Annotated in this window: 13 protein-coding genes; 3 read left to right on the top strand and 10 right to left on the bottom strand. The window is 43.3% G+C overall.

Going from position 1 to position 16,031, the window contains the following annotated elements:
- The 3 genes from rhaA to MHI25_RS17990 are packed head-to-tail and all read right to left on the bottom strand — an operon-like array spanning position 1 to position 3,941.
- Entirely contained in the window at positions 1-1,257 is a 1,257-nt protein-coding gene (gene rhaA / locus MHI25_RS17980; RefSeq protein ID WP_076194680.1) for an L-rhamnose isomerase, read from the bottom strand.
- Between the two features lie 38 nt (positions 1,258-1,295).
- A complete protein-coding gene (rhaB, locus tag MHI25_RS17985) occupies positions 1,296-2,762 on the bottom strand; it encodes a rhamnulokinase (RefSeq protein ID WP_340393832.1) in 1,467 nt (488 codons plus the stop codon).
- Positions 2,763-2,789: 27 nt separating this feature from the next.
- The gene (locus tag MHI25_RS17990; protein WP_076194676.1) at positions 2,790-3,941 is read right to left on the bottom strand and encodes an iron-containing alcohol dehydrogenase; all 1,152 of its coding nucleotides are present in this window, start codon (positions 3,939-3,941) and stop codon (positions 2,790-2,792) included.
- A 358-nt stretch (positions 3,942-4,299) separates the two neighbouring features.
- On the opposite strand from MHI25_RS17990, the gene MHI25_RS17995 reads away from it, so the two are divergent.
- Entirely contained in the window at positions 4,300-5,055 is a 756-nt protein-coding gene (locus MHI25_RS17995) for a DeoR/GlpR family DNA-binding transcription regulator (protein WP_076100077.1), read from the top strand.
- A gap of 84 nt (positions 5,056-5,139) precedes the next feature.
- Here the strand turns inward: MHI25_RS17995 and MHI25_RS18000 are convergent, their stop codons facing one another.
- From MHI25_RS18000 to MHI25_RS18015, 4 genes are all read right to left on the bottom strand, one after another.
- Entirely contained in the window at positions 5,140-5,781 is a 642-nt protein-coding gene (locus MHI25_RS18000; protein WP_340393833.1) for a methyltransferase, read from the bottom strand.
- 183 nt (positions 5,782-5,964) lie between these two features.
- Complete coding sequence (gene gnd / locus MHI25_RS18005; protein WP_036688068.1) at positions 5,965-6,858, bottom strand: phosphogluconate dehydrogenase (NAD(+)-dependent, decarboxylating); 894 nt, start codon at positions 6,856-6,858, stop codon at positions 5,965-5,967.
- 71 nt (positions 6,859-6,929) lie between these two features.
- A complete protein-coding gene (gene zwf, locus MHI25_RS18010) occupies positions 6,930-8,465 on the bottom strand; it encodes a glucose-6-phosphate dehydrogenase (protein WP_339187351.1) in 1,536 nt (511 codons plus the stop codon).
- Between the two features lie 1,150 nt (positions 8,466-9,615).
- Positions 9,616-9,798 carry a hypothetical protein gene (locus tag MHI25_RS18015; RefSeq protein ID WP_340393835.1) on the bottom strand — a complete coding sequence of 61 codons (183 nt, stop codon included), beginning with the start codon at positions 9,796-9,798 and terminating at the stop codon, positions 9,616-9,618.
- A gap of 948 nt (positions 9,799-10,746) precedes the next feature.
- Here MHI25_RS18015 and MHI25_RS18020 point away from each other — a divergent pair.
- Entirely contained in the window at positions 10,747-11,634 is an 888-nt protein-coding gene (locus MHI25_RS18020; RefSeq protein WP_076194668.1) for a fructose bisphosphate aldolase, read from the top strand.
- A gap of 379 nt (positions 11,635-12,013) precedes the next feature.
- On the opposite strand, the gene MHI25_RS18025 is transcribed toward MHI25_RS18020, so the two are convergent.
- From MHI25_RS18025 to MHI25_RS18035, 3 genes are all read right to left on the bottom strand, one after another.
- On the bottom strand, positions 12,014-12,376 hold the full coding sequence (locus MHI25_RS18025; protein WP_076128270.1) for a DUF1304 domain-containing protein: 363 nt from the start codon (positions 12,374-12,376) through the stop codon (positions 12,014-12,016).
- Positions 12,377-12,538: 162 nt separating this feature from the next.
- Complete coding sequence (locus MHI25_RS18030) at positions 12,539-13,372, bottom strand: hypothetical protein (RefSeq protein ID WP_340393837.1); 834 nt, start codon at positions 13,370-13,372, stop codon at positions 12,539-12,541.
- 92 nt (positions 13,373-13,464) lie between these two features.
- Entirely contained in the window at positions 13,465-15,048 is a 1,584-nt protein-coding gene (locus MHI25_RS18035; RefSeq protein WP_340393839.1) for a glycoside hydrolase family 43 protein, read from the bottom strand.
- A 121-nt stretch (positions 15,049-15,169) separates the two neighbouring features.
- On the opposite strand from MHI25_RS18035, the gene MHI25_RS18040 reads away from it, so the two are divergent.
- Positions 15,170-16,027, top strand: a complete 858-nt coding sequence (locus MHI25_RS18040; protein WP_076128265.1) for an AraC family transcriptional regulator — start codon at positions 15,170-15,172, stop codon at positions 16,025-16,027.
- Positions 16,028-16,031: the final 4 nt, after the last annotated feature.

A 16,031-nucleotide genomic window follows, 5' to 3' on the forward strand; every position in this document is an offset into this window, starting at 1 on the left:
CTATCTTAAAGACAAAACGTCTTGTTCATAATTTTTCACTTCAGTAAGCCATTGCTCACGCACCGGTGTACCTTGTAATGCACAGTAGTAATCCCAGACCGCTCCAAACGGATACGATTTGAACTCTTCTACCAGAGCAAGACGTGAAGTATAATCCCCGGACCGCTCGATTTGCTTAAGTTCTTCCACTGGTTCCAGCATCGCACGCAGCAACGCCTTAATAGTGTTGCGGGTGCCAATGACCCATGCCGCGAGATGATTGATACTGCCATCAAAGAAATCCAATCCAATATTCGTACGAGGAAGTAAATCCCCGCGAACCAATTCACGGGCGATTTCCAGCAGCTCATCATCCATTGTTACCACATGGTCACTGTCCCAGCGGACAGGTCTGCTGACATGCAGCAGCAGCTGCTCACTGAACATCAGAATCGAAGATAGTTTATTCGAAATCACTTCTGTAGGATGAAAATGTCCCGCATCCAAACAGATCGCTTTTCCATTTGTTAAACCATAACCCATATAGAATTCATGAGAGCCAACCACATAACTTTCAGAACCAATTCCAAACAGTTTACTTTCCAAGGCATCCATATTATAAAGCGGATCTATTTCCTGACTAAAAATCTCATCCAGCGACTCTTTTAAACGTACTCTCGGAGCTAGCCGATCTACTGGCGTATCCTTATATCCGTCTGGAATCCAAAAGTTCGTCACACAAGGCTGACCCAGCTCCCGCCCAAAATGCTCAGCGATCGTACGCGAAGCTTTACAGTGTCTGATCCAGAAATTCCGAATCTCCGCGTCCGAATGACTGAGAGTGAATCCATCGGCTGCTTTCGGATGTGAGAAACAAGTAGGGTTAAAATCAAGCCCTAAGCCCTGCTCCTTCGCCCAATCCACCCAGGATTGAAAATGTCGTGGCTCTAGTTCATCCAAATCTACAGGTTCATCTGTATCTGCGTAAATAGCATGCAGGTTAACCTTATGTTTACCAGGAATAAGAGATAACGCCTTTTCTAAATCTTGACGTAGTTCATCTGGTGTACCCGCCCGGCCCGGATAACTTCCCGTTACCGCAATGCCCCCGCTTAGTTCTTTTTCCTTAAAAAGAAAACCTTTTACATCATCACCCTGCCAGCAATGTATGGAAATTTTAATTTGCGCGAGTCGCTCCAGCACTTTATCCACATCAATACCGTGGGCTGCGTATAGTTTTTTGGCTTCGTTATAACTAGTGATAATGCTCTGATCCATGCTGTTTATCCTCCTAAATTAGTGCAAGTCTGTTTCGCTTAGATAAGCTCATTCACCTTGGACAGATGAAGGCTTCTCCAACGATTTAGAATGTTATTAAAATGCTTGATCGGCTGCGGAATGTATGATGTTATTTCAAAAGATTGTTCGATAATAGCTCTTGCCTCAGTTATGTCTGCAATGGAATCTGTGCTAATCATCTGCACTACTATATTTCCTAGAGCAGTCGCTTCCGTTGGTCCAGCCTTTACTATCCTGCCGATAACGTCAGCGGTTAGTTGGCATAAAAGCCGATTGTTCGCCCCGCCGCCGACAATTTGCAATCCCTCGATCCGACGTTCTGTCAGCTCCTCCAACTCTTCCAAATAAGTTAGATAGGATAACGCCAAGCTGTCAAAAACACAACGTGCTAACTGTCCAGGTGTCTCCGGAACGGGCTGCCCACTCTCCATACAGGCACTGCGGATTTCTTCTATCATGTTCGATGGATTAAGAAACCTTGGTGCATTACAAGGGATCAGGCTGCGAAACCCCTCTTCTCCCTGTGCAAGCTCTGCAAGCTCCGCAAAACTATAACAATTGTTCAGTAATCTGCGAACCTCTTGAATAAGCCATAAGCCCATTACATTTTTGAGGAATCTATAAGTTCCGTAGGCTCCCCACTCATTGGTGTAGTTAGCCTGCATGGCTTTTAGAGAATTTAGAGGCTCCGTTCTTTCTACACCGAGTAAAGACCAAGTTCCACTGCTGATATAAGCTGAGCCTTCTTGAAGTGGAGCACCTAGCACTGCTGAGGCCGTATCATGGGAAGCCACACAGATCAGCTGGCATTCAGGCAGGTCATATTGTTGGATTAAAGCTTCGTCAAGAGGACCAACCACTACACCAGGCTCAGTTAATTTTGCAAATTGATCTTTCCTGATATTCAAAAATTCTAATAGGTCATCGTCAAAATCCCGGCTTTCCAGATTCAACAGCTGTGTTGTAGATGCAATCGTAACCTCGTTGATTTTACGGCCAGTCAGTCGGTAATATAGATAATCTGGTACAAGTAAAATCTGATCCGCTTGCGCTAGCTCTTCTTCTTTATGAACATATAACTGATTCAAGGTATTGATGGATAACTGCTGGATTCCTGTCTTTTCATAGACGGTTTGTGGTGAAAGCTGCTGTGCCACCTGATCCACAGCCAGATCCGTTCTGCGGTCCCGGTAGGCGTATACTTCATGAACACGATTCCCGTCCGCATCTACCAGCACATAATCCACACCCCATGTATCAATACCGAGCGTACAGGTAATAATTCCATCGGTTTTAGCCTTCTGAAGCCCGATCATAATCTGCTCTACTAAATAATCAATGTCCCAGAAACAGGAACCCTCTTGTTCCGTAAAGCTATTGCTAAAGCGATGAAGCTCTTCTAAGGAAAGAATACCTTCTTGCAATATTCCGCGCACCAGCCGCCCACTTGAGGCGCCGATGTCAACGGCGATGTGGTTATTCATAAACAATCTCCTATGATAAGGGGTGATTTATAATATTTTTTTGAACAGTGTAATAACTTCTTCTTTAGTAGGAATAAAAGGGTTCCCTGGTGCACAAGCATCCTTCATCGAATTTTCAGCCAGAAGATCAAGATCTACTTCTTCTACACCAAGCTCGGATAATTTGGCTGGAATCCCTACTTCTTTAGACAACGCCTTGATCGACTCAATTACGAAATCTGCGCATTGTTTATCCGTTTGGTTCTCTACATTAAGTCCAATCGCTTTAGCAATGGATCTGAATTTCTCAGGCACATATTTGGCATTTTCTTCTTCCACAAAAGGCAGCAGCATCGCGTTACATACGCCGTGCGGCAGATCGTATACGCCGCCCAGCTGATGCGCCATCGCATGCACATAACCAAGCCCCGCATTATTGAAAGCCAATCCGCCAAGGAATATCGCGTATACCATCTGTTCACGCGCTTCGATATCATGGCCATTCTTCACAGTACGAGCCAGATTAGCAAAAATAAGCTCCACTGCGGCTAGTGCCGTAGCATCGGTTACCGGATATGCTCCCGGCGTCACCAGCGCTTCAATCGCATGAGTCAATGCATCCATACCCGTGGCCGCGGTAAGTGCAGCGGGTTTATCAACCATAAGCTCAGGATCGTTGACTGAAATCGTCGCAAGGCTGTTCTTATCTACCATAACCATCTTCACTTTGCGTTCTTCGTCTGTGATTACATAGTTAATGGTCACTTCAGCCGAAGTACCAGCAGTGGTATTCACGGCGACAATCGGCAGTGATTTATGCTTAGACTTGTGTACACCTTCATATTCTTTGATATGACCGCCATTTGTGGCAATGATACCAATGGCTTTGGCAGTATCCTGTGGTGATCCACCGCCAATGGAAATCAGATAATCACAATTCTGCGCTTTGAGATAATCAACGCCATCGTGGACATTTTTACAGGTCGGATTGGGTTTCACTTCATCATAGATGGCATATTCAATCTCCGCTTCGTCCAATACCGTCAGCAATTTACCAGCAATGCCACTTTTCATAAGGAATTTGTCCGTAACAACAAGCGCCTTTTTTAATTTAAGCTCTTGGATGTATGGACCAATCTCCTGCAAGCATCCCTTGCCCATAATATTGATCGATGGAACATAATACACATGCGTGCTCATGCTTGACCAGCCTCCTAAAGTTAATTTATCAACACCAAAGTTTTACACACAACTCTGCAAGCTAGAGCGTAGTATTCCGGCTGCAGCGCCTCAGGCTGGCCTCTAAATCGCAACTGGGCCGGCTCTGGTATCTTTCAAATCTAATTACCACTACAGGACTTCTTTTCTCCTTCATCGTATGCCCGCAAATCTTTGTTGTCAACATTTTAAATATTATTTATGTTGTTTTTATTTGTTTTATATCCGTTTTGTGAATATTTATTGGAAAACAAACATGATTCTACGTTGATTTTATTGCAAAACACAGATATTTGGAGCTATGATTAAGGAATATACAGATTTCGGAAAGGTGATCCCTATGCTTGCAGCTGAAAGACGAAAAAAAATAATAGATCTTGTTCATCAGGATAAACGAGTATTAGTCTCTGATCTAAGCCGGATGTTTGAAGTTACAGAAGAGACGATACGCAGAGACTTGGAGAAGCTGGAGAAGGATGGAATTCTAAGCCGAACCTATGGCGGGGCCATGCTGAATCGTCACACGAACGAGGATTTGCCTTTTGTTACACGCAATGCGCTGAATACAGATATCAAACGGGGAATCGCCCTTAAGGCGCTAGATTTAATCAATGATGGAGATACGTTAATGGTGGATCCTAGCTCCACAGCCTTTGAGTTTCTAAAACTGCTTGGCAATAAAAACAATCTGACCATTATCACGAACTCGATTAATATTTTGCATGAGTTCTCGAATTCTGGGATGGATATCATCTCTACCGGAGGTTCTTTACGTTACCGATCCATGTCACTCGTGGGTCCTGTAGCACATGACACCATTCAAAGATACAATGTGGACACTGCGGTTATCAGTTGTAAAGGAATAGATATGGAGCGAGGCATCACAGATTCTAATGAACCGGAGTGTGAGCTCAAGAAATATATGCTACGTCAAGCTAACAAGGTCATACTCCTGGCCGATCACACCAAATTCGATAAGACCGCCTTTACGAAGCTGATCGAGCTTGGCCAAATCGACTTTTTGATCACAGACCGCCAGCCTTCTGAGGTTTGGTTGAAGCGCCTGAACAAAGAGAATATTGAGCTTCTCTATTAATCGGACTCAAACGCCTTCGGTGCCCAATTAAAAATGCCGTTCCCCAATGAGTAATGGGTGACGGCATTTGTTGTATGGAGATGATTATCTTTTTGTATAAACCTGAGAGATTGGGACTACGTCGACGGTTGATTTGGAATTTTCGCGTTTCACTTGCGTTGTGGTTTTTTTCCTGCAAATATATACAAGCGCTGGTGGAAAATTCAACATCACCCACTTCGTGTGTAGGATCTCAAAATGCTGGCTCAACTCTGTTTTCATCCGCGGAAAATATTCATAGGTTATAAACCACCCTCCTTCTTTTAAAGAAGAAATGATCTGTTCCATAAACTTAGTGCGGTCTGGCTTCGAGAAATTCATCAAAGACAAACTACTCACGATACAATCCAGCTTCTCCAGACTGCTGTTATGAAGCGCAAGACGCAGCCGGAGACAATCATTGTTGCAGAAACATCCGGGGAATTCCTCTCTTAATTGACTGCGAAAATCAGGATCTATTTCAAATAAAAGAACATTCATACCGGTCTTTTCTCCACGCGGAATAAACCTTGTGATTGCACCAGTCCCCGCACCCAACTCAGCCATAGAATGCACTTGGTTCCAAGGCACTGGATCAAGCAACGTCTGGGCCAGCCAATGTGAACTGGGAGTCACACTACCATATTGTCGGGGCGCATGCAGAAATTTATTTAGAAAATGAAGTCGCTCACGAATTCCACTTTGCATGAAATCTCCCCCTTGCTTCCTAACTTACCCTTCTACCCCTAAAATATGTAAACTGCATTAAATTCGTACTCCATCTATACTTCCCATTATCTATTCCCCTTAAAATAAAAAGCCCAAATTTCTCCGCAACATAAATTGCGGGAAATTCGAGCTTGTAAACACTCAATTCAGAGTCGGCCAATCTTATTTAGTTTCCACAGCGTGTCCGCCGAACTCGTTCCGCAGTGCAGCAACTACTTTTCCAGTGAATGTGTCGGTCTCAAGGGAACGGTAACGCATCAATAACGCCATAGCGATGACCGGAGTCGCCGCTTGTAAATCAAAGGCGGTTTCAAGCGTCCATCTGCCTTCACCAGACGAATGCATAATGCCCTTAATCTCATCTAGTTTAGCGTCCTTCGAGAAGGCGCGTTCCACAAGTTCCATCAGCCACGAACGGATTACAGAGCCGTGATTCCACACCCGAGCTACTTCCTCAAAGTTGTAGTCAAATTCACTCTTTTCCAGAACCTCAAAACCTTCACCGATAGCAGCCATCATGCCGTATTCGATACCGTTATGCACCATTTTTAGAAAATGGCCGCTACCTGCTTTACCAGCATATAAAAAGCCGCTTTCTACAGCTGTATCACGGAAAATAGGCTCCACAACTTCCCAAGCTTCGGGATCTCCGCCAACCATGTAACAAGCGCCATTACGCGCCCCTTCCATACCGCCAGAGGTACCTGCATCCATAAAGTGAATTCCGTGCTCCTTCAATTCCTCATACCGACGAATCGATTCCTTATAATGCGAGTTTCCTGCTTCAATAACGATATCACCTTTAGACAACTGTGGAGTAAGTTCAGCGATTACAGAATCAACGACCTGATGCGGAACCATGATCCAAATGATTCTTGGTGTTTCCAATTGCTGTACCAATTCTGGAAGCGTTACTGCTCCACTAGCGCCTTTAGCTTTCATTTCTTCTACAGCAGGTGCATTCAGATCAAAAGCAACAACCTCATGTCCATGATCCAGCAAATTTTGACCCAAATTAAAACCCATTTTTCCTAACCCAACTAATCCTACTTTCATGTAAATTCCCTCCGATTTATAGATTCTTGTGATGTATTTTAGCTAAATTGGCAAAAAAAACAGGCAGGGGCTTAAGCCCCTGGCCGTATAGATTCCTGCGCTGCTGCAACTTCTGCTTGAGCGTCGAGAAGATCTGACTCCTGATCTGTATCATCAAACCACCAGCGGTCTTCACCCAAAAGCTCCATAGCCGCATCTGGACCATAAGAACCTGAAGCATAGGTATGAAGTGGCATTAGCCCCTCTTCCATAGCTTCCTGGATTGGTGTAACCCATTGCCATGACAGCTCGACTTCTTTCCAATGAGCGAAGAAAGTGGCGTCACCACGAAGTGCATCAAAGATCAGATTTTCGTAAGCTTCTGGTACGTCTGAAGTTCCGGCTTCATAAGTAGCGAGGACAGGTTCAAGTTTCCCTTTTTGCAGCTGATCCTTCGTATTCAACTGAAGCGTAATGGCTTCAGTTGGACCGATCTCGATGATGAGCAGATTTGGAACGTCATTCCCTTTATTTTTGTTATTGTTATCATTAAACGGTTCTTTAAATTCTATAACGATTCTTGTTGATTTCTCTTTCATTCTCTTGCCAGTACGGATATAGAACGGAACTTCATTCCACAATGGATCATCTATAAACAAACGCGCTGCAATAAACGTCTCATTTTGTGAGGATTGGCTAATTCCGGGTTCATCCAAGTAGCCTGCAACAGATTTACCTTTAATTTCACCTTCAGCATATTGTCCGCGGACAACATATTGATTAACTTCGTCTTTACTTAGCGGAATGAGGCGCTCCATGACATATCTTTTCTTCCCACGGATCTCTTCAGGTGTACTGCCTTTTGGAAGCTGCATCGCCATCATCATGAGCAATTGAAGCATATGGTTCTGGAACATATCACGAAGTGCCCCAGCTTTATCATAATAGCCTGCCCGTTCTTCAACGCCAACAATCTCACTCGCCGTAATTTGCACATTTGCGATATACCGATTTTTCCACAGTGCTCTAAGCACAGGATTTGAATATTTTAGAACTTCCAGATTCTGAACCATCGGTTTACCCAAGAAGTGGTCAATTCGGAAAATCTCCTCTTCAGTAAATACGGCATTCAAGCTGTCATTTAACTCTCTTGCTGTTTGCAAGTCTGTACCAAAAGGCTTCTCAATAATCAGACGCTTCCAGCCCTTCGTAGATCCCAGACCACTGGAGTGAATATTGGCGGCAATTTCCTTGAAAAACTCAGGACCCACCGATAAATAGAACATCCGATTCTCCGGAATGTTAAAAAATTGCTCACGACGTTTAACATGCTCCAGGAGCTTCAAATAATCCTCTGTATTACCTACATCTAGAACGCTATATTCAAAAGCTTCCAAGAAAACCTGCAACTGTGGAGATTCTACTGCCGGCTGTCTAGAAAATGTCTGCAAAGATTGCAGGACTTGCTTACGGAAAGCTTCAGTTGAAACTTCTCTTCTTCCTAATCCAATCACTGAGAGAGGACCTGAAATTTGACCATCTAAAAAGAGGTTATATAGTGCAGGATAGATTTTACGTTTTGCTAAATCTCCTGTAGCGCCAAAAAGCACAAATGTTGATGATTCCACTTTCATTCCTCCCGCTATTATATATTATTTATTAACTTACTTTTAATTACTAGCATACTCAGTAGAATCAATCATACGACTGATATTTTTATTCGTCAACCTCATTTCGACATTTACGAAAAGTTATTATTTTCACAAAGCTTCGAATTGGTAATTATGATTAATGTCACACCAATTATCTTATTGGATTATTCGTATTAATTTACTAGGAAATAATCCGCAAATAAGATAACAATCCGCTCCCAGCATGGCTTTTGGCGTTCTGAATTTACACACTCTGATTTAAAATTCTTCATCCAAAGCTGTTTACAACATAAACAAAATTCCCAGTCGCTTAAATAAGCTCATCCTTCCACTGTGTTTCAAACTAACTTTTAGTAATGGAGTGGTTTGGTCTCGCGCGCCTCGAAGAAGACTATGCGATTTGATACCAAGTTTGGGAATTAAGCATAAAAAGTGACTGCTTCGAGGAATATTACTTGAGAAAACTTCGAAGGAATTTTCGCTGAGCACATTGGAGTGATTTGGAGTCTGTGAAGAGAACGATTGGGGATGAGATAACGTTTGCAGAGAGTACCATTGGGGATAGGTTAAGCGAACCTTGTGAAATGAAGTGGAACCATTAGGATTGTCCTGAAGTTTGCTAGGTGAACCGTGTGGATGTCTTGAAGTTTGCCAAGTGAACCCTGTGGATGTCTTGAGTTTGCTAGGTGAACCATTGGGAATGTCCTGAAGTTTGCTAAGAGTACCCTGTGAGTGTAGTTTGCTAAGTGTGCGCTTTGGGGGATCACTTAAAAGTTCGCATAGAGCGTCTTTAGATCCAGTTTGGAGTAACATTTATGTTTACCCGCATCTCCGGCTGCGGCGAGATCAGACCTTGGAGACCTTAGACGTCGATTCTTACTCATCTGCGGTGGTTTTATGTCCACACCATGGAGGAAACGGACTCAGGTGCCCTCAAACGTCGATTCGTTCTCGTCTGCCGTGGCCTTATGTCCACACTAACTATCGGTTCGGACTCAGGTGACATTCTACTTCGATACTTACTCGTCTGCCGAGGCTTTATGTCCACACCATGTATGGTCCGGACTCAGGAGACGCTATTTCACAGATTTTGGTCATTTCGCCCTGCTAACGGACTCAGATGCAACTATTCGACCAAATATACTCCTCTTTGGAGCAAAAACTTGGCAATAAGAGCTGTGCGGTCCGATACTTCTGAATAATGCTCCAAAAACACTAAATAGCTGCAATACAGTCCGAACGATGATGTATTATCGTCAATCTTGGCTAGTCCGGACTCAGGTGACATTATACGTCGATACTTACTCATCTGCGGAGGCTACATGTTCTTGCCATCGATGGTCCGGACTCAGGAGATGCTATTTCGCAGATTTAGCCCATTTCGCCATGCTATCGGACCCAGATGCAGCTATTAAACCTAATTCGCTCCTCTCTGGAGCAAAAACTTGGCTATAAGAGCTATGCAGTCCGATAATTCTGAAAAATGCTCCAAAAACACCAAATAGCTGCAATACAGTCCGAACGGTAATGTAGTATCTTCAATCTTGCTAGTCCGGACTCAGATGACCTCAGACGTCAATTCGTTCTCGTCAGTTGAGGCTACATGTTTTCACTAACTATGGGTTTGGACTCAGGTGACATTCTACTTCGATACTTACTCGTCTGCGGAGGCTTCGAGTCCTCGCCATCGACGGTCCGGACTCAGGAGACGCTATTTCACAGATTTTGGTCATTTCGCCATGCTATCGGACTCAGATGTAGCTATTGCACCAAATTCACTCTTCTTTGGAGCAAAAACTTGGTAATAAGAGCTATGCGGTCCGATACTTCTGAATAATGCTCCAAAAACACCAAATAGCTGCAATACAGTCCGAACGGTGATCTAGTATCTTCAATCTTGCTAGTCCGGACTCAGGAGACGCTATTTCGCAGAGTTAGCCCATTTCGCCATGCTATCGGACTCAGATGCAGCTACTCGACCAAAAAGTGACCTCAAACGTCGATTCGTTCTCGTATGCTAAGATTGCAAGTCTGCACCATCTTGAGATCGGACTCAGGAGACCTTACACGTAGATACCTCGTCATCCCCATGGATCAATCAGATTCGGAAGTCCTTATATCGCAGATTCAAACCACTCACATTAGACTAGTTACCTGCCAAGTTTACAATACCATTTGTTTAGAGCCGGTACATTAAGTGTTATAGTTAATGAACATATAAATTTTCATTCAGTTCACGAAAGGAAGGAGAATTTTCATGAATATGGAGCAATGGGAACGAATTCGGACGGGACAGGGATTTATAGCTGCCTTGGATCAAAGTGGTGGCAGTACACCAAAAGCGCTGCTGCAATATGGTGTTGCAGAGGACAGTTACTCTAATGAAGATCAAATGTATGGGTTGGTTCACGAGATGAGAACGCGCATTATCAAGAGCCCTGCATTTGATTCAAAGCATATACTGGGTGCAATCTTATTTGAGAACACAATGGATCGTTCCATAGACGGGCAATATACTGCCGATTTTCTATGGGAGAAAAAAGGGATTGTGCCTTTCCTGAAAATCGATAAAGGTCTTGCCGACCCTGAAGACGGAGTACAACTAATGAAGCCTATTCCCGGCTTGAGTGATCTTCTGAAGCGGGCCAACGAACGTAACATCTTCGGTACAAAAATGCGCTCGGTGATTAAAGAGGCTAATCCTTCCGGTATCAAAAAGGTGGTTGAACAGCAGTTTGAAATCGGCAAGCAGATTTTAGCAGCGGGACTCGTTCCTATTATCGAACCGGAAGTTGATATCCACAGTGCTGATAAAACGGCTTCAGAGAAGCTGCTAAAAGAAGAACTATCAGCCCAATTGTCTACGCTGGGCAAAGACGTGAAGGTCATGCTTAAGCTCTCCATCCCAACGGAGAATAATTTCTACCGTGAATTAATGGAGAATCCTCATGTTTTGCGAATTGTCGCTTTGTCCGGCGGTTACACACAAGCGGAGGCCAACGATAAGCTCGCCCATAATCAAGGACTGATCGCCAGCTTCTCACGTGCGTTATCGCAGGGACTAAGTGCTGGGCAGTCAGAAGAAGAGTTTAACGCGCTCCTCTCCAAATCTGTAGAAGCGATTTATGCAGCCTCTATTAAATAAGATCCTCATTTAAACCATCACATAAAAAGAGCTGTTTCCCTGACAGGTGTTCCCTGCTGGGTAGCAGCTCTTTTTTTATGATGAGAATTTACTTTAAAAGTCTAGAACTTTCAGATTAAACGCCATTCTGTCTACTCATTCAGCCCACACAAGCATGCAATGGGTTTGTTAAAGTCCCTTACATCTTATCTAAGGACCACACCTGTAGCTAAAACACATTAATCAACCACTTCTCTGTTGTTTCTTGGTACACCATCCATAATTCCTGTTTTTAATCCAGTGCATTTCTTTACCCAATAATTTCTTGATCTTACGCAAAACAGGCTTCCACCACGCATGTAGGCGAGATAGAAACCTAATCGATTACTTCTATGTTATCTTAAATCGAAACCACGAGGATTAATGCAATTAAAGCTGGCAGTCCTTGCATAAATAAAATAGACTTTTTCACCGTCAGTCCTCCATATAACGCTGCCACTATAACAGTTGATAAGAAGAAGATTTCAATTTGATGGCCGAAATTTACATTCGGATGAACCAATCCCCAAATTAAACCTGCCGCCAAAAATCCATTGTATAACCCTTGGTTCGCTGCCAGTGTTTTAGAAGCATCCGCAACTTCCTGTGTCATTCCAAAGACTCGAAGCCCTTTTGGCTTTGACCAAGCGAACATTTCTAAATAAACAATATAGATATGTATTAACGCAACAACACCGACCATAATATTAGCTACCCATACCATCAAAATAACCACCTTAATTTAATTTGTGTACAATTTAATTGTATCACATTAAAACTCAAAAGTGTATACAACATCTCATAAACAATTCGACACTAAAAAAGAATAGCCATAATCTTCAAAAAAAAGACTATCGCTATTCCATACGTAATGTTTTATGAAATTCTAAAATACTTTTGCAGCAATATAAACGGTTACGCTATTGTAAAAACCATAAAGAGAGCCATTGCTCCAGACGAAATTGCTAGGATCTGAAATTCCCGTATTTTGAGACGCTTGATGTCCATGTTTCTCTGACCATAGACCTGAGCTATTTTGAAGCATGAAGTGGTAATCAACGTTATCCTCAGGAATATCGACTTTACCATTACCATTTGAGTCGATCCATCCCACTCTTAGTGCAATTCGATGTTCATCGGAATTAATCGCTGCAGTTCGGCCCGGAAGTATCCGCCAACCCGGCTTAAAGTATAAAGGATTCGTATTGCCATCTTGAACCACAAGACCAGCAGTATAATACACGTTAGTAAAATAGGCAGGATCTCTGACATTTGAGACCCCGTCTCCATCACCAGGGTTGATTGCCCCTGGAAATCTTAAGGCATAACCATAACAGTTAATCCCATAACTATTTTCGGCTGTATACGGCCACGCATGACCATAAGCGGAAGCTAGAGTTGCTTGCGGAGAATCAGGTTCAAAAGTAGGTGTTATTAGCTCCGGTGCTAACAATTCATTATTAATAAGATTGTCATCTGCCGGGGGTACAAAGCTTGATGACTCTTTGAGTTCTCCAACTGTAGTAACATTTCCTTGTGTGTCCACAATAATCGTATCGTCGCCCTTCCATTCTCCAACCCAAGCCTTTTCCGGTCCAGAAGTTTGGACTTCTTTCAAATTACTCACGTCGACGTCGATGGGTGCGGCCATTGCAGCAGAGGACAGGGCCAGATTCAGTAAGAGCGTGCAGGTTATTGCGACTTTATAAGTCTTTTTCAAAATCACAAACATCCCTTTCTATGTAAGGTAAGTAAAAATTAACATTTTATCCTAAAATAGAATATGAAGAATGTTATGGTTTTTCCGAACACCTATAAAGCTTTATATTCAAAATAGTCAAAATAAGCCGGCTTCGCTTGCTGATCCAAATCCTGAGCACATACCCCGACATAGGAACCGGTAAAGCCAAGCTTGCCGCCATATTCATCCGAAAGCGTACCAAAATCTAAGGGAGTACAGACAGCTGTCCAATTCACCCCGTCTGATGAAGCATAAAACAACAGATCACGTCCATGAATTTCCGCCTTTAGATAATAACGATCCCAATCTTTCACAGATAGCTGCATAGAGGAAATCTCATCGTATTTGCCACCTCTACACAGCACAACGCCCAAACTAGTTCCACGAATCTCATCTGCGGTAACACGCAAATAATAGTAATCACTGTCATCATAATAGAGGACTAACCCAGCCATTTGCAGGAAGCTATTCGGCTCGAATTCCAGACAGGTTGTAGCTGAGCATTCAAAATGTTGAATCGGCCGGGCAATTAAACTCTGATCATGCAGTGAAGCTAACGACTCTCTGCCGCGCAGACGAAGAAAACCCGGACGTTCCTTCAAGCTAACCCAAGATTCATCAAAAGGCACACGCAAGCTTTGGTATGGAAATCCAAGAACCTCTCCATCAAATTCATCTCTGTTTGGCAGCTCCTCAAAAGTGAATATCGGCAGGTCAGGAGCCATGGTCTCCAATGCAGGCAACTTCCCTCCGTGGGCCAATCGCAACCAGCCATCCTCTGTCCATTCACAGCGTTGAATAGCAGTTTCCCGGCCTAACGGATTCATCGTTGCCGTTCCCGGAATCGGACGTGTGCATAAATGTGCCATGTACCAGTCCCCATTCTGAGTCTCTACGAGCGATCCGTGCCCTGCTTGCTGAAACGGGTAGGTCAGATCATGCGCCGTGGTCATAATCGGGAAATCCGGATCAGTCTCATAAGGACCTGTGAGGCTTCGGCTTCTAGCTAAGGTGACCATATGGTTGATGCCGGTGCCCCCTTCTGCTGTCAGCAAATAATAGTACCCATCCTTCTGGTACAATTGCGGACCTTCGGTCACTCCGATAGGTGTCCCTTTATAAATTTCATGGATAGGTCCCGTTAATTTGCCAGTCTCCGGGTCATATTGCTGCATAATGATGCCAGAGAAGTTATTGTGATTTTTACGGAAATCCCAACGCATATTAAGCAGCCATTTGGTCCCTTCCAGATCATGGAACAAAAATGGATCAAATCCGCTGCCATTTAGTCTAACCGGCTCACTCCACGGGCCCATGATATCCGTCGCTGTAATTAAATAATTATGCAGATCTTTATATACACTTTTGCGAGATTTCACATCTGTAAATAGCAGATAAAATACGCCTTGATCATAAGAAAGCGCGGGTGCCCAAATGGAACCAGAGCTTACATTACCACGCAGATCTACTTGTGAGGCTTCTGTCAGCACACGTGAAATGGAATGCCAATGAACTAGATCCTTGGAATGATGGATTTCTACACCTGGAAACCATTCAAAAGTAGAGGTTGCGATATAATAATCATCCCCTACTCTAATAAAAGACGGATCTGGATGAAAACCTGCCAACACCGGATTAACAATTTTTTGCGTCATAATGTTACCCTCCACTACCGGATTTTTCATAGTTTAACGTATTTATTGTATCGCTTTCATAACGATAAAAGTTATAATGAGATATAAGAAAATGTTTGTATTTTGTCATCTTGGAGGGCCTATGAAGCAGCTGTTCGAACCTGTTGTTTTTGAAGAACATAAGACCTTGATTTGGGATTATAAAATATATACCGACGACTATTACAAAGGTTATTATCACTGGCATCAATGCTGTGAAGTCATGTTCGTGTATGGCGGACAGGGAAACGTTGTTGTGAATCAGCAGATGTACGATATCCGCAGGGGAATGTTATTCTTTTTCCAGCCCTATCAGCTGCACCGGATCTATTCTGAGGTTTCTCCCGAATGTCCTTTTGAACGAACCATCTTCTACATTGATCCACATGTTGCTGAACACCTGCTGGAGGGTTTTGCGAAAAGAAAGGCTTTATTCACAGCGCTTTGGCAAGGGAAAAATACACATTGTGCCTTTGATCTTAAGGATCACGTTGAGTCTGTGGAGTGGATTCTGGAGCAATATAATCACAATAAAAAAGTCAGTCTGACTGAGGATACCGAAGACATTTCACTGTTAATTCTTCAATTATTGAGCAATATAGGAACTGAAGATCAGCATGTATTCCAATCCGGAGAACGGCGAACCTTGCGTTATTCTGAGAAAATCATGAGTTTTATCGAAGAGCATTATCATGAGGAGGTTAATCTGGATCAGTTAGCTGAGGAGATTCACTTGTCCAAATCCTATATCTCCAGAATCTTTCATCAGGAAACCGGAGGAAGGCTTGTTGATTATCTGACTGCCCGCCGGATCAAACAGGCCTGCCGCTTGTTAGGAACGACAGACCTGCCTGTGGAGCAAATCGGAATCACTGTTGGTTTTCCAAATGCCTCTTATTTCAATCAACTGTTCAAAAGAGTCCTAGGGACGACGCCATTAAAATATAGAAAAAGTAATTAGATCC

This window comes from Paenibacillus sp. FSL E2-0177 (assembly GCF_037992975.1).
Lineage (GTDB): Bacteria > Bacillota > Bacilli > Paenibacillales > Paenibacillaceae > Paenibacillus_AQ > Paenibacillus_AQ odorifer.

Bases quoted from the DNA above. Each gene is read 5' to 3' on its own strand.
- rhaA (WP_076194680.1), bottom strand. From the start codon at position 1,257: ATGGATCAGAGCATTATCACTAGTTATAACGAAGCCAAAAAACTATAC.
- rhaB (WP_340393832.1), bottom strand. From the start codon at position 2,762: ATGAATAACCACATCGCCGTTGACATCGGCGCCTCAAGTGGGCGGCTG.
- MHI25_RS17990 (WP_076194676.1), bottom strand. From the start codon at position 3,941: ATGAGCACGCATGTGTATTATGTTCCATCGATCAATATTATGGGCAAG.
- MHI25_RS17995 (WP_076100077.1), top strand. From the start codon at position 4,300: ATGCTTGCAGCTGAAAGACGAAAAAAAATAATAGATCTTGTTCATCAG.
- MHI25_RS18000 (WP_340393833.1), bottom strand. From the start codon at position 5,781: ATGCAAAGTGGAATTCGTGAGCGACTTCATTTTCTAAATAAATTTCTG.
- gnd (WP_036688068.1), bottom strand. From the start codon at position 6,858: ATGAAAGTAGGATTAGTTGGGTTAGGAAAAATGGGTTTTAATTTGGGT.
- MHI25_RS18015 (WP_340393835.1), bottom strand. From the start codon at position 9,798: ATGAGTAAGTATCGACGTATAATGTCACCTGAGTCCGGACTAGCCAAG.
- MHI25_RS18020 (WP_076194668.1), top strand. From the start codon at position 10,747: ATGAATATGGAGCAATGGGAACGAATTCGGACGGGACAGGGATTTATA.
- MHI25_RS18025 (WP_076128270.1), bottom strand. From the start codon at position 12,376: ATGGTATGGGTAGCTAATATTATGGTCGGTGTTGTTGCGTTAATACAT.
- MHI25_RS18035 (WP_340393839.1), bottom strand. From the start codon at position 15,048: ATGACGCAAAAAATTGTTAATCCGGTGTTGGCAGGTTTTCATCCAGAT.
- MHI25_RS18040 (WP_076128265.1), top strand. From the start codon at position 15,170: ATGAAGCAGCTGTTCGAACCTGTTGTTTTTGAAGAACATAAGACCTTG.